The 12,533-nt window shown below is 70.8% G+C and carries 14 protein-coding genes; 4 read left to right on the top strand and 10 right to left on the bottom strand.

Going from position 1 to position 12,533, the window contains the following annotated elements; translation table 11 throughout:
• Window position 1: 1 nt before the first annotated feature.
• The 3 genes from AB0B57_RS27925 to AB0B57_RS27935 all read right to left on the bottom strand — a co-directional run bounded on the left by AB0B57_RS27925 (window position 2) and on the right by AB0B57_RS27935 (window position 2,472).
• The gene (locus tag AB0B57_RS27925; protein WP_357076024.1) at window positions 2-829 is read right to left on the bottom strand and encodes an ABC transporter permease; all 828 of its coding nucleotides are present in this window, start codon (window positions 827-829) and stop codon (window positions 2-4) included.
• On the bottom strand, window positions 826-1,806 hold the full coding sequence (locus AB0B57_RS27930; protein WP_357076027.1) for an ATP-binding cassette domain-containing protein: 981 nt from the start codon (window positions 1,804-1,806) through the stop codon (window positions 826-828). Before AB0B57_RS27930 ends, AB0B57_RS27925 begins: the two co-directional genes overlap by 4 nt.
• A gap of 198 nt (window positions 1,807-2,004) precedes the next feature.
• The gene (locus AB0B57_RS27935) at window positions 2,005-2,472 is read right to left on the bottom strand and encodes a MarR family winged helix-turn-helix transcriptional regulator (RefSeq protein WP_357076030.1); all 468 of its coding nucleotides are present in this window, start codon (window positions 2,470-2,472) and stop codon (window positions 2,005-2,007) included.
• 113 nt (window positions 2,473-2,585) lie between these two features.
• Here AB0B57_RS27935 and AB0B57_RS27940 point away from each other — a divergent pair, with 113 nt between their 5' ends.
• The 4 genes from AB0B57_RS27940 (at window position 2,586) to AB0B57_RS27955 (ending at window position 6,455) form a co-directional block, all read left to right on the top strand.
• Window positions 2,586-3,128: a DinB family protein gene (locus tag AB0B57_RS27940; protein ID WP_357076033.1), complete on the top strand. Its 543-nt coding sequence runs from the start codon at window positions 2,586-2,588 to the stop codon at window positions 3,126-3,128.
• 40 nt (window positions 3,129-3,168) lie between these two features.
• Window positions 3,169-3,780: a dihydrofolate reductase family protein gene (locus AB0B57_RS27945; protein ID WP_357076035.1), complete on the top strand. Its 612-nt coding sequence runs from the start codon at window positions 3,169-3,171 to the stop codon at window positions 3,778-3,780.
• A 258-nt stretch (window positions 3,781-4,038) separates the two neighbouring features.
• Window positions 4,039-4,980, top strand: coding sequence for a hypothetical protein (locus AB0B57_RS27950; RefSeq protein ID WP_357076038.1), 942 nt, complete (start codon window positions 4,039-4,041; stop codon window positions 4,978-4,980).
• Window positions 4,981-5,195: 215 nt separating this feature from the next.
• Window positions 5,196-6,455 (top strand): serpin family protein, encoded by a 1,260-nt coding sequence (locus tag AB0B57_RS27955; protein WP_357076292.1) that lies wholly within the window; start codon window positions 5,196-5,198, stop codon window positions 6,453-6,455.
• A 103-nt stretch (window positions 6,456-6,558) separates the two neighbouring features.
• Here the strand turns inward: AB0B57_RS27955 and AB0B57_RS27960 are convergent, their stop codons facing one another.
• From AB0B57_RS27960 to AB0B57_RS27990, 7 genes are all read right to left on the bottom strand, one after another.
• Entirely contained in the window at window positions 6,559-7,368 is an 810-nt protein-coding gene (locus tag AB0B57_RS27960) for a methyltransferase domain-containing protein (RefSeq protein WP_357076041.1), read from the bottom strand.
• Window positions 7,369-7,457: 89 nt separating this feature from the next.
• Window positions 7,458-8,228: an ABC transporter ATP-binding protein gene (locus AB0B57_RS27965; RefSeq protein ID WP_357076044.1), complete on the bottom strand. Its 771-nt coding sequence runs from the start codon at window positions 8,226-8,228 to the stop codon at window positions 7,458-7,460.
• Complete coding sequence (locus AB0B57_RS27970; RefSeq protein ID WP_357076047.1) at window positions 8,228-8,971, bottom strand: ATP-binding cassette domain-containing protein; 744 nt, start codon at window positions 8,969-8,971, stop codon at window positions 8,228-8,230. Before AB0B57_RS27970 ends, AB0B57_RS27965 begins: the two co-directional genes overlap by 1 nt.
• On the bottom strand, window positions 8,968-9,987 hold the full coding sequence (locus AB0B57_RS27975; RefSeq protein ID WP_357076050.1) for a branched-chain amino acid ABC transporter permease: 1,020 nt from the start codon (window positions 9,985-9,987) through the stop codon (window positions 8,968-8,970). The genes AB0B57_RS27970 and AB0B57_RS27975 overlap by 4 nt, the downstream gene beginning before the upstream one ends.
• Window positions 9,984-10,880 carry a branched-chain amino acid ABC transporter permease gene (locus AB0B57_RS27980; RefSeq protein WP_357076053.1) on the bottom strand — a complete coding sequence of 299 codons (897 nt, stop codon included), beginning with the start codon at window positions 10,878-10,880 and terminating at the stop codon, window positions 9,984-9,986. The genes AB0B57_RS27975 and AB0B57_RS27980 overlap by 4 nt, the downstream gene beginning before the upstream one ends.
• Complete coding sequence (locus AB0B57_RS27985) at window positions 10,877-12,070, bottom strand: ABC transporter substrate-binding protein (protein ID WP_357076055.1); 1,194 nt, start codon at window positions 12,068-12,070, stop codon at window positions 10,877-10,879. The genes AB0B57_RS27980 and AB0B57_RS27985 overlap by 4 nt, the downstream gene beginning before the upstream one ends.
• Window positions 12,071-12,118: 48 nt before the next feature.
• Window positions 12,119-12,523, bottom strand: a complete 405-nt coding sequence (locus AB0B57_RS27990) for a roadblock/LC7 domain-containing protein (protein ID WP_088989969.1) — start codon at window positions 12,521-12,523, stop codon at window positions 12,119-12,121.
• Window positions 12,524-12,533 lie beyond the last annotated feature (10 nt).

Below are 12,533 nucleotides of genomic sequence, written 5' to 3' on the forward strand. Positions count from 1 at the left end.
GTCAGATCTTCTTGCGGTACGCGCGTAGCGCCAGCGGCATGAACACCGCCACGAAGCCGGCGCACCAGGCGAGCGTCCACCAGACGTGGTTGCCGAGTGGGGTGCCGAGGAACAGTCCGCGTACCGATGCCACCAGGTGGGTCATCGGGTTGACGTCCACGAACGCCTGCATCCAGCCGGGCAGGGTGTCGGCGCCGACGAACACGTTCGACGCGAAGCTCAACGGCATGATCAGCGCGAACATCACGCCCTGCACGGCACCCGCGGTGCGCACCTTCATCGACACCAGCACCGGCAGCCAGCTCAGGCAGAGCGCGAACAGCACCGCGAGCAGGCACCCGGCGATCGCCCGGAACAGGTCGGTCTCGATCCGGAAACCCAGCGCGTAGCCAATCGCGAGGGTCGACACCGTGACGATGACGTACCGGACGACGTCGCCGAGGACCGCGCCGACGAGTGGTGCGGAGCGGGGGATCGGCAACGAGCGGAACCTGTCGAAGATGCCCTTGGCGATGTCGGTGTTGAGGTTGACGCCGATCGCGATGGCGCCGGTGGCGATCGTCTGCGCCAGGATGCCGGGCAGCAGGAACTGCAGGTAGTCGTGGGTCGATCCGGCGACCGCGCCGCCGAAGACGTACACGAAGATGATGAGGAACAGCACCGGTTGCAACGTGACGTCGATGAGTGCCTCGGGCGTACGCCAGGTCTTGATCAGGCTGCGCTTGGCGAGCGCCAACGAGTGCCGGACCAGCCGGAACGGCCGCGGGTTCGGGGCCGTTGTCGACAGTGCGCGGCTCTTCGTGGGTGCCGTGTCGATCAGAGTGCTCATGCCGCGACCTCCGTGGGGCGGGTGGTGTCGTCGTCGGATGCCGTACGCCCGGTGAGGGTGAAGAACACCTCGTCGAGGCTCGGCAGGTGCAGGGAGAGTTCGGTGACCGCGATGCCGGCGACGGCGAACCGCGCGACGCTCTCGGTCAGGGCCGCGTCGTCGGTGACCGGCACCGCGAGCACACCCTTGCGGATCTCGTCGGCCTGCGCCCCGGAACCGACCTGGGTCAGGATCTCCGCGGTACGGGGCAGTTGCGCCGCGTCGGAGGGCCGGACCTCGAGGGTCTGCCCGCCGACCACCCGCTTGAGCCCGTCCGGCGTGTCGTGCGCGATGACCCGGCCGTGGTCGATGACCGTGATCGCGTCGGCGAGTGCGTCGGCCTCCTCCAGGTACTGGGTGGTGAGCAGCACCGTCGAGCCGTTGCCGACAAGCGAGCGGACCACGTTCCACATGTCCTCGCGCTTGGCCGGGTCGAGTCCGGTGGTCGGCTCGTCCAGGAAGATCACGTCGGGGGAGCCGACGAGGCTGGCGGCCAGGTCCAGCCGCCTGCGCATGCCGCCGGAGTAGGTCTTGGCCGGCCGGTTCGCGGCGTCGGTCAGGTCGAACCAGTCGAGCAGTTCGGCGGCCCGCCGCCGGGCACCGGTGCGTCCCAGCTCCAGCAGGGTGCCGAACAGTTCCAGGTTCTGCCGCCCCGTCAGGTCCTCGTCGACCGAGGCGTACTGGCCGGTGAGGCCGATGCTCTGCCGAACGCGCTCGGCGTCCCGTACCACGTCGAAACCGCCGATCCGGGCGGTTCCGCCATCCGGGGCGAGCAGGGTGGAGAGGATGCGTACGGCGGTGGTCTTGCCGGCGCCGTTGGGGCCGAGCACCCCGAGCACCGTCCCGCGGGGAACCGCGAGGTCCACACCCTGCAGCGCCCTCGTCTTCCCGAACGTCTTCACGAGGCCCTCGGCCTCGATCACCAGGTCAGCTGTCATGCGGACAGCCTGCACGGGTCGGCTGACACCGCCCCGACACGCCACCGACACCGGCTGACACCGGCAGTTCCGGCCCCGGCGGTTCCGGCCCCGCGCGGTGATCGACTCGACTTTGCGACAGACGCGGTATCCACCCGCCCCCGACACCGCGACTTCAAGAAAACCGAGTCGATCAAGCCGCGTACGCACGGACCAGGGTCAGGCCGCCGGACCGTCCGTGTTCCGGATCATCTGCCGGAGCACCTTCAGGGCTGTCACGTAGTCGGCGTCGTCGATCCCGTGGTGGATGCGGGCGCGGATCGCCGGAGCGTGCTGCTTGATGGTGAGGCGAGCCGCCTCGCCCGCCTCGGTGATCCAGAGTCGCTGCTGGTCGTCCCGCGTGAGCCAACCCCGGTCCAGCAGAACGCCGGCCTCGGCCTCCAGATCGTCCTCGGACCTCAGGTAGGTGCTCATCGCCATGTCAAGCTCCGGAATGGTCATGCCGTGACCGTCGGGTGAGATGTCGTTGCCCGACAGGTTGCGGAGCAACCAGAACTGGGGCTGGGTGAAGCCGAAATCGGCGTACCAGGCCCGCGTGAAGGCGATGAGTGCCTCATAGGCCACGCCGGTCCAGTACGCGGCGGGCTGGGTCGCGAGTTCGACGTCGGACAGGCGTTGGGTTGCCACGGGTGCCTCCTGGGGTGTTCGACTGAGCGCGACCCTAGAACCTCAAATCGTGGTGAGGTCAATGTCGAGACCGGCTGTTCCCGTGCACGAGCGCTACGGCGTAGGTTGCGGAAGTGACAAGAAGTGAGCGAATCGCGGACCAACTGGACCGGCACTGGCAGAAGAACCTGCGGCCGCGGCTGGACGACCTTACCGATGAGGAGTACTTCTGGGAGCCGGTGCGTGGCTGCTGGAGCATCCGTCCACGTGGCACGTCGCCCGCGCCGACGTCGGCAGGTCCGGGGGAATGGACGATGGACTCCGCGTCCCCTGACCCGGTGCCCGCGCCGGTGACCACGATTGCCTGGCGGCTGGCGCACATCATCGTCTCCTGCCTGGCCTATCGGGTCGAATGGCACTTCGGCGGCCAGGAGGCCGACTCTCTCGCCTACGCGGGGACCGCTGACGAGGCGCTGAAACAGCTCGACGAGATGTACGGGAGATGGGACGCGGGGGTCCGCGAACTCTCGGACGTCGACCTGGAGAACCCGCCCACGGTGGGTCCGGAGCGGTTTCCCATGGAGGGCATCGTCCTGCACGTCAACAGGGAGCTGATCCATCACGGCGCCGAGATTTCCCTGCTGCGCGACCTCTACCGCTGGCAGGACGGAGCGTGACGCTCCGTTCGGCGATTCTCTACGGGCAAAGGAGGGCCCGATGGGCCGCACGGTGTTGAGCATGAGCGTGTCGTTGGACGGCTTCGCCGCCGGCCCTGACGTCACCCGCGAACAACCGATGGGCAGAGGCGGCGAGCGGCTGCACGAATGGCTGTTCCAGGCTGACGGGGATCGCGGTGTGGCGGCAGACGGCGTCACCCCGGCCGGGGTCGACGCCGCGCAGGTACGAGAGCGTCATGCCACGACCGGCGCCGTGGTGATCGGCAATCGGACGTTCGATGTCGGTGTGGACCTGTGGCAGGACACCCCGTTCCCGGTGCCGTGCTTCGTGGTCACTCGCGAGTCACGCGACCCGTTGCGGATGGAGAGCGACGTCTTCACCTTCGTCAACGACGGACTCCACAGCGCGCTGCGCCAGGCGCGACAGGCAGCGGGCGACCGGAACGTCCTCATCATGGGTGGACCCACCACCGGACGAGAATTCGTCAAGGCCGGGCTGGTGGACGAGATCCACCTCCAACTCGTACCGGTGCTCCTCGGTGCCGGCACGCGCCTGTTCGACACCCTCGGCACCGACCACATCGAACTGGAACGCACCGCGGTGATCGAATCACCACACGTCACGCACCTGCGCTTCCACGTCTCGAGGTGACCGCTTGGCGTCGGCCGGTCGGCAGTGCGGACTCGACGTCCGCCGCGCAGACCGGCCGGCGCTCGCACGGCCGCGCCGATTGTCGAAGTCGCGATATGCTGGCGGTGGCAGAGCGCCTGCCCGCGCCCGATGTGGTGGCCCACGCCCGACCGCATGCTTGGGGCCAAGAGTCTCCGACTCCGCGCCGCTGTGTCGACTCCCGGCGTGCCGGCCACGCCGCCCGTTCGGTGGAGTGCGTGGGGCTGCACCGGAGGCGTCATGTCTGATCACCAACCACGGCGGACCCCCAGCCCGGGGCGTGCCCGCAAGCGCGCCATCCGGGAGCACGCCGCCCAGACCGGTGTCGCCTACTCGGTGGCCGCCCGCCACCTCGAGTCGGTGGGTCTACGGCCCGGCGAAACCCTCGCCAGGTACGGGCGGACGATCTATCCGATCGGGGTCGACCCGCATCGCCAGCTGCTCGTCGAACGCCGTGAGCGGCGGTCGTTCGAGGCACGGGTGTCGGACACCCGGCGGGCCGCGATCCTGCCACACGGTCGCGCGCAGCACCTCGTCGAGCGGTTCCCGCCCAGCCGTGGGCGTACGGGCAGTGGAGTGGGCGCGCTCTACCACGGCGAGGGCCGAGTGGAACTGCTCGCGATGGTGTACGTGGTGGTCGCGGCCGAGTCCCCGGGGCTGCTGCCCGCGGTGGGGGATCTCGCCTGGATCGCGGAGCTGGGCGAGGACACCGCGCTCGACACGGCCTGCGCGGACGTCGACCGCGAGGCCCGCCGGCTGCTCGACCAGGAGCCGCTGGCGCTTTGGTCGGGCATCCAGGAGGCGCTGACCGTGGCCGAACGCAGCGTGGACGGACAGATCCGCCAGGAGGCGATCCGGCAGACCGCGCTGCTGAGCACGATGATGACGCCGCGTCTGGGATACGCGGACGAGCCGTACGTGCCGGGGCTGCCCGTCACCGGTGCCCGGCAGATCCTCGACGCGCTGCTCATCGTCGCCGACGACGGACATGCGTCAGGCACCCGGGTGCGCCTGCTCACCCAGCCGAACGACGTGCGCTCAGGCACGATCATCGGTGCCAGGTGGGGATCAACTGGTCCGCCGGTGGGCTATCTCGTATGGCTGGACGGAGCGACCGCGCCGCTGTCGGTCTGCCCCGAGAATCTGATTGTCGTGGCCGGCCAGGAAACCATTCCCCGCTGAGCCCCACTGGCCTACGCGCGGACCGGCCGGGCTCCTGGGGAGGGAGCCGGGCCTGATGGTCGAACTGCGTTCGATGGCAGGCATGTCCAGGTTCTGGGTCCGCAAATGACCCGAACAACCACCCGGAGGCGCTCGCGCGTCCGGGACTGGAACCGGCCGGAACCCAACCTGCGTCGAACCAGTCACGAAATGATGAGCGGAGTGTGTACGTGTCCATGTCCCAACTAGCCACGAGCCTGCCCGCCCGGGTCAGCGCGGTCCTCCTTGCTGGCGCGGTCCTGCTGGCGGGTTGTAGCCAATCGACGCTGCCGGGCGACGCAGCGCGCATCGACGCAAAGCTCGTGGCTAACCTCGATCCCGACGATGCCCGGGCAGTGGGTCAGGCGGTCAACGCCTTCGGGTTCGATCTGTTCGGCGAGGCGGCGGACGGTAAGCAGAACACCATCACCTCGCCGCTGTCGGTGGCAGTGCTGCTGGCGATGGCCCTGGCCGGCACGGACGGCGACACGGCCACGGAAATGGCCAAGACGCTGCACCTCGATGACCCGCGCGACGTCAGAGTCGGCGCGCTGCTTCGGACGCTTGCCGATACCGACCAGGTCACGCTCTCGGTCGCCGACGCTCTCTGGGCCGATCGAGGCAAGCCGTTTGAGGAGGACTACCTGACGTTCGTGCGTCGCACCTTCGGCGCCACTGTGGAGCAGGCCGACCTCAGCTCGCCGGATGCGGCCGACGCGATCGACGCCTGGGCCAAGAAGAACACCAACGGGCTCATCCGTGGCATCGCCGCCGATCTGGGGCTGCCTGACCCGGACGCGGTCCTCGTTCTACTCAACGCCGTCTACTTCCTTGGTGAGTGGAAGACGAAGTTCGACCGCGCCGACACCAGGCCGCAACCGTTCACGCTTCCCGACGGCGGGAAGGTCGACGTGGCAACGATGCACCTCGACGACGAGGCGTTCGGCTATACCCAACGCGACGGGTACCGCATGCTGCGCCTGCCCTACGGCAAGCACGGTCGGTACGGCATGGAGGTGCTGCTGCCCGACGAGCGGAACACACTGGCCAACCTGCTCGGCTCGCTCGACGCCAGCCAATGGCGCGCCGCCGTCGACAGCCTCACCGAACAGACCATCGACGAGCTCACCCTGCCGCGCTTCGAACTACGGTGGAAGGGCGAACTGAACGGTCCGCTCCAGCGGCTTGGCATGTCCAAAGCGTTCACACCAGGCAGTGCCGATCTCCGACCGATGTCCCCCCTGGCTACGTCGCTGGAGAAGATCGTGCACAAGACCTACATCAGGGTGGACGAGCGCGGCACAGAGGCGGCCGCCGTCACCGGCGGGGCCATGGTCACCTCGGCGCGACTGAACCGGACCGTGTTTCGCGTCGATCGGCCGTTCGCCTTCACCATCTCCGACCAGCAGACCGGAGCCATCCTCTTCCTCGGCGCCGTCACTGACCCACGAACCTGAAATGGCATGACGCCGAGGCGGCCCCAACGCACATCTCGGCCTTGCGTACACGCCATAGGTGCGTGCGGCGGTCTCGATCGCGGCTCAAGGTTGACGCCCTCGGCTACCGACGGTGCGGATCACGGCCCCGCGTGGAGACGAAGTGGTACGACATGACGGCGAACCCGGGGTCGCGCAGCAGCCGGCGGAAGGCGTCCAGTTGCTGGGGCGACAGCCCCGCCGCCAGCAGGTCCGGCTCCAACTGGCGGGAGTTGGTCTCGTAGAGCGACGCCCCGGTCGACCCGCCGGCCCAGCTCTGCGAGTGGGTGATGGTGTCCACGTCGGTCAGCCCGGCGAGGGCCATCTCGGTGTGCACGTCCTGCGCCCAGCCCAGGTCGGCCCCGTGGTCCTCCAGGACACCCATCATGGCGTCCATGACCTGCGCGAAGAGCTTCGCGGCGTCGTCGGTCGGCGCGGTCAGCACCCGCTGCGGCGCGGTGCAGTCGAACTCCTCGACCACCAGCCACCCGCCGGGCGCGAGCGCGCCGGCGAGCGTGCGCAGGACCCGCCGCCGATCGGGGAGGTGCAGCAGCACCAGCCGGGCGTGGATCAGGTCGTACACGTCCCCGGGTGGCGCTTCGGTGCGCACGTCGTGCCGGCGTACGCGCAGGTTGCCGTCGGCCGTGAGGTGCGTGGGGTCGATGTCGGTGGCCAGCACGTGGCCCTTCTCGCCGGTCGCGCGGGCGATCCGCCGGGCCATCGAGCCGCCACCCGCCCCGACCTCCCAGCAGGCCGCGCCCGGTCGCAGCACCGGGCTGGCCAGGCGACGCGTCGTGATCGGGTCCAGGAAGGACTCCAGCGCCTGCATCTGCGGAACGGCGTCGGGTGCGCCGTTGTCGAACGTGTACGCGCCATCGCTCGTGGCGGTTGTCATCGGTGTCTACCTCTCCGAGAAGGGTCGGGTGACTCGAGATGGGTCGGGTGACTCAAGAAGGGTCGGGTGACTCGCGCGGGGTCGGGTGGCTAGGGGGTGTCGGCCCAGAGCCGGGGTGCCGCTCGGTTGGGTGGGGGTGCCGGGGCGGCGGCGACGCTCAACACCGCCGCGAGTGGTGCCGGATCGACCCGGGCCTCGGCCGTCGGCCGGTCGTAGACCACCCGGCCGTACTCCAGCACCGCCACCCGGTCGGCGATCTCGATCGCGTGCTGGAGTTGCTGCTCCACGAGCAGCACGGTCAGGCCGTCGGCGGCCAGACCGTTGACGAGTTCGCGGACCCGCGCCGCCAGGTCGGGTGACAGGCCCTCACACGGTTCGTCGAGCAGCAGCACCCGGGGTTGGCCGAGGAGCGCGCGGGCTATCGCCAGCATCTGTTGCTCACCGCCGGAGAGTTCGCCGCCGCGGTGGCGCAGCCGCGCCGCCAACCTGGGCAGCAGTTCGAGGGTGCGGGCCACCGTCCAGCCCTCGCCGCCGGGGGCGGCGGCCCGCCACGGCGCGGCCGCCAGGTGCAGGTGCTCGGCCACGGTCAGCCGGGAGAAGACCCGTCGGCCCTGCGGCACGAGACCGACACCGGACTGGGCGATGCGATGTGGTTGCCGACCGGCCACGTGCACACCGCCGATCTCGATGCGACCGCTGGAGGCTCGTACCAGCCCGGCGATGGTGTGCACGAGGGTGCTCTTGCCCGCTCCGTTGCGACCCACCACGGCCTGGATGCTGCCCGGGCGCACCCGCAGGCTGACCTCGTGCAGCACGATCCCTCCGCCGTAGCCGGCGCACAGCCGATCCACCGACAACATCAGGCCACCCCGTCGGCGTAGGCCTGCCGCACCAGCGGCGAGGTACGGATCTCGTCCGGCGTCCCGGCGGCCAGCGTCCGACCGTCGCGCAGCACGGTCACCGTGTCGGAGAGGGCGTACACCAGGTCCAGTCGATGTTCGACAAGTAACAGGGCGACCGCCAGGGGCAGCGCCTGGAGCACCTCGACCAGGCGGCCGACCTCGATGGCGGACAGCCCGGCCGCCGGTTCGTCCAGGAGCAGCAGGCGGGGGCGACCGGCAAGGGCCATGGCGATCTCCAACTGGCGTCGTTGCCCGTGTGCGAGGTGCCCGGCGGGCACATCCGCGACGTCGGCGAGGCCCATCTGGTCCAGCAGTGGGCCGGCCCGGTGTCGCGCGTCGCGCCCGCGTCCGCTCGGCCACCACCTGCGCTCGGGGATGACCCGCGGCAGCGCGGCCACCACGACGTTCTCCGCCGCGGTGAGCGTCGCGAAGACCGCGGGTCGTTGGTGTATGCGGTTGATGCCCCGTCGGGCCCGCGCCGCCGGCCCGAGCCGGCCGACGTCGCGTCCGGCGAGACGCACGGTGCCGCGCTGCGGTCTCGTGGACCCGCCGATCACGTTGAGCAAAGTCGTCTTGCCGGCCCCGTTCGGGCCGATCAGTGCGTGCCGCTGGCCGTCGTGAACGCAGAGGTCCACGCCGGCTAGCGCGGCGAGCGATCCGTACCGCACGCTGACATCCTCGGCGCTCAGCAGGCAGGTCATCGGTGTAGCTCCGGGATCGTGGCCTGGTCACGGGTGGGTGGTGACTCCGCCTGGCGCGACGCGGCACGCGGTGGGCGCGACCGGCCCCGGGCCCGGATGCCGCCGCTGGGCAGCAGGTAGACCGTCGCCACGAACAGCACCCCCAGCACCAGCGGCGCGTGGCCGGGCAGCACCCCGAACAACCAGTCCCGTACGGCGATGACAAGCGCCGCGCCCACCAGGGCGCCACCGACCGAGGCGGTGCCACCGATGACGACACCGAGCAGCAGCAGTGCGGACGTGTCGAAGCCGAAGTCGGCGGGGGAGATGTACTGCTGGGCGACGACCAGGAGCGAGCCGGCGGCACCGGCTATCGCCCCGGCGGCCAGGTGCGCGCCGGAGACGTAGAGCGGCACCCGGTGACCGCTGGCCCGCAGCCGCGTCTCGTCGTCCCGGGCGGCGCGCAGCAGCAGCCCGGCCCGGGTACGCAGCAGCACCAGCACCGCCCCGACAAGCGTGGCCACGACGACCAGGGCGTACAGGTAACGCGCCTGGTCGCTGGCGAGCGGCGGGAGCCCCCAGAACGGGCGGACCGCCGCGATGCCGGCCAGCCCGTCCGTGCCACCGGTCACCGACCGCCACCGGCCGAGGACGGTGACGGCGAGTTCACCGATGGCCAGGGTGATCATCAGGACGATCACCCCCCGGGCGTGCACGACGAGCGGCACGGTGAGCGCGGCCAGCACCGCCCCGGCGGCCGCCGCGACGGCGACCTGCACGACCCCGACGTCGGAGATCCGGCTGCCCACCACGGCGCAGGCGTAGGCGCCCGCCGCGTACGGCGCGGTCTGGCCGAGGGTGGGCATGCCGGCGACGCCGGTGAGCAGCGCCACGCTCACCCCGACCAGGGCCAGCGCCAACGTCCGGGCGAGGATCGCCGTGCTGTAGTCGTCGACCACCCAGGGCGCCACGACCAGGCCGACCAGGACGAGCACCGCGATGCCGATCCGCGCCCGCCGGAGCACCTCGCCGCTCATGCCACCCTCCACCTGCCGGCCAGGCCACGGGCCCGCACCGCGAGCACCGCCGCCATGGCGGCGAACAGCAGGAACGGCGCGGCGGACGGCAGCAGCGCCACTCCCAACGTCTGGATCTCGCCGATCGCGAGCGCCGCCAGCAGGGTGCCTCCCATCGACCCGAGACCGCCGAGGACGACGACCACCAGGGACAGCAACAGGACGGTGTCGGCGGTGTCCGTGCCGGGGCCGATGATCGGCGCGCCCAGGACCCCGGCCGCGCCGGCCAGCGCGCCGGCGGCGGCGAGCACACCGGCGCGGATCCGCGCCGGACTCACGCCCAGACAAGCGACCATCTCCGGGTCGTCGACGGCCGCGCGGACCAGCATCCCGGCCCGGGTGCGCCGCACCGTCAGGTAGAGGGCGGCGGCGATCACCGCGGCGACGACGATGAACACCAATCGGTACGCGGCGTAGCGGTGACCGGCGACCAGCACCGATCCCTCCAGGACGGCGGGCACCCGTACCTGCGGATCGTCGGGCCCGAAGCCGGCGACGAGCAGGCTGCCGCCGGCCAGCGCCACACCGAACGTCAACAGCGCCTGACTCAGGTGGTTACCGGTGGCGACCGGCGTGAGTAGCCCGGCCAACAGCACCCCCGCCGCGGTGGCGGCCAGCACGCCGACCACCAACGCCAACGCCAGGCTGGCCCAGCCACCGTCGAGCAGCGCCGCGGCAGCGTACCCGCCGATCGCGTAGAGCAGGCCGTGCGCCAGGTTGAGGATGTTGGCGACGCCGAAACAGAAGACCAGACCCGACGCGGCGACGAACACGAGCAGCCCGTAGGCGACCCCGTCCAGCGCCGGGATCAGGTACGGGTCGATCCGGTTCGCGCCGGCCGCCACCGCGATCACCGGCCGACGGTCGCGAGGTCACCCACGACGGTGTTGGACAGCGCGCGGCCGTCCTGGCGGACCTGCCGCAGGTACCACTTCTGCACCGGGGAGTGCGTGGCGGTGGAGAACTGCCAGGTGCCGCGCGGGCTGGCGATCTGGCCGAGTTGGCCGATGGCCGTGTTGATGGCCTCCGAAGTCGGGTTGCTCCCGGCGGCGCCGATCGCCCGGTCCAGCACCGCCGCCGCGTCGTACGAGGCGAGCGCGTAGGTGGTCGGTGAGCCGTCGTGCTTGGCCTTCCACGCGGCCACGAAGGCGCGGTTCTCCGCGTTGTCCAGGTCGGGGGAGTAGTTGAGCACCGAGAAGATGTCCCGCGCGGCGTCGCCCTGCGCGTTGAGCACGCCGCCCTCGGTGAGGAACCCGGCCGCGTACAACGGGACGTCCTTGATCTCGGACTGCGCGTACTGCTTGACGAAGTCCACGGCGGCGCTGCCAGCGTAGAACGTGTAGACGGCCGCCGCGCCGGAGGCCTTGATGCGGGCGAAGTACGGGGTGAAGTTGGTGGTGGCGGGGAACGGGGTGAAGGTGGTCTTGCCGTCGGCGTTGGCGAGTTTCCCGCCGATCTTGCCGAACGCGTCGGTGAACCCGCGCAGCTCGTCCCAGCCGCCCTGGTAGTCCGGGCCGATCGCGTACACCGAGCCCTGCACGTTGTCGCGGACGTGCTGGGCGATCGCGGCACCGGGCTCGTCGGAGAGGTACGAGGTGTGCCAGACCCGGGAGACGTCCTTCAGCTCCGGCCGCCCGTTCGAGCCGACCAGCGGCACCTTGGTCTCGTCGAGCAGCGGGGTGACCCCGGCGACCGAGCCGCCACCGACGATGCCGGTGAGCGCCGCCACCCGGTCCTGCTTGAGCAGCTTGGTCGCCGCCGGCACCGCGGTCTGGGCGCCGTTGCCCTCGTCGGCGATGACGAGGTCGACCTGGCGGCCGCCGAGTTTGCCGTCGTGGGTGTCCAGGTAGAGCTGGAAGCCGTCGCGGATCTCCGTACCGACCGCCTGGTACGTCCCGGACAGCGACGCGAGCAGGCCGATCTTTATCGAGCCGCCGGCGCTCGTGCCCGGCGCGTCGTCGCCGCAGGCCGTGCTGGCGGTCAGGACGACCGCGAGCAGGGCGGCGGCCAGGGCATGGCTGCGCCGAAAGGTGGTGTGAGGCATGTCTTCTCCAGGGGAAGTGGGTCTGCGGCGTGGGGGCGCCGGGGGCGGTCAGCGGCTGCGGGCGAGTGCCGCCCGGGCCGCGGGGGTCAGGGCGTCCCCGATCCGGTTGGCCAACTCGGTCATCTCGTAGGAGACCTTGCCGACGTCGCACTCCGGTGCGGCGAGCACCAGCAGCGAGGCGCCGTCGTTGAAGGCCATCGAGAACATGAACCCGCCCTCGAGCTGCGTGACGTTGGAGATCACCGCGCCGGCGTCGAAGAAGGCCGCCGCGCCGCGTAGCAGGCTGACCAGCCCGCTACCCGTGGCGGCCAACTGGTCGGCCCGGTCCGGGGGCAGGTCGCGGGTGGCGGCCACCATCAGGCCGTCACTGGAGATGGCGATCGCATGGCTGACCTCGCTCGCGCGCGCGGCGAAGTTGTCCAACAGCCAGCCGAGGTCCTGTTGGTCGCTCACATGGTCTCCT

The sequence above is a fragment of the Micromonospora sp. NPDC049101 genome, assembly GCF_040648675.1.
In the GTDB taxonomy this organism is placed as follows: domain Bacteria; phylum Actinomycetota; class Actinomycetes; order Mycobacteriales; family Micromonosporaceae; genus Micromonospora.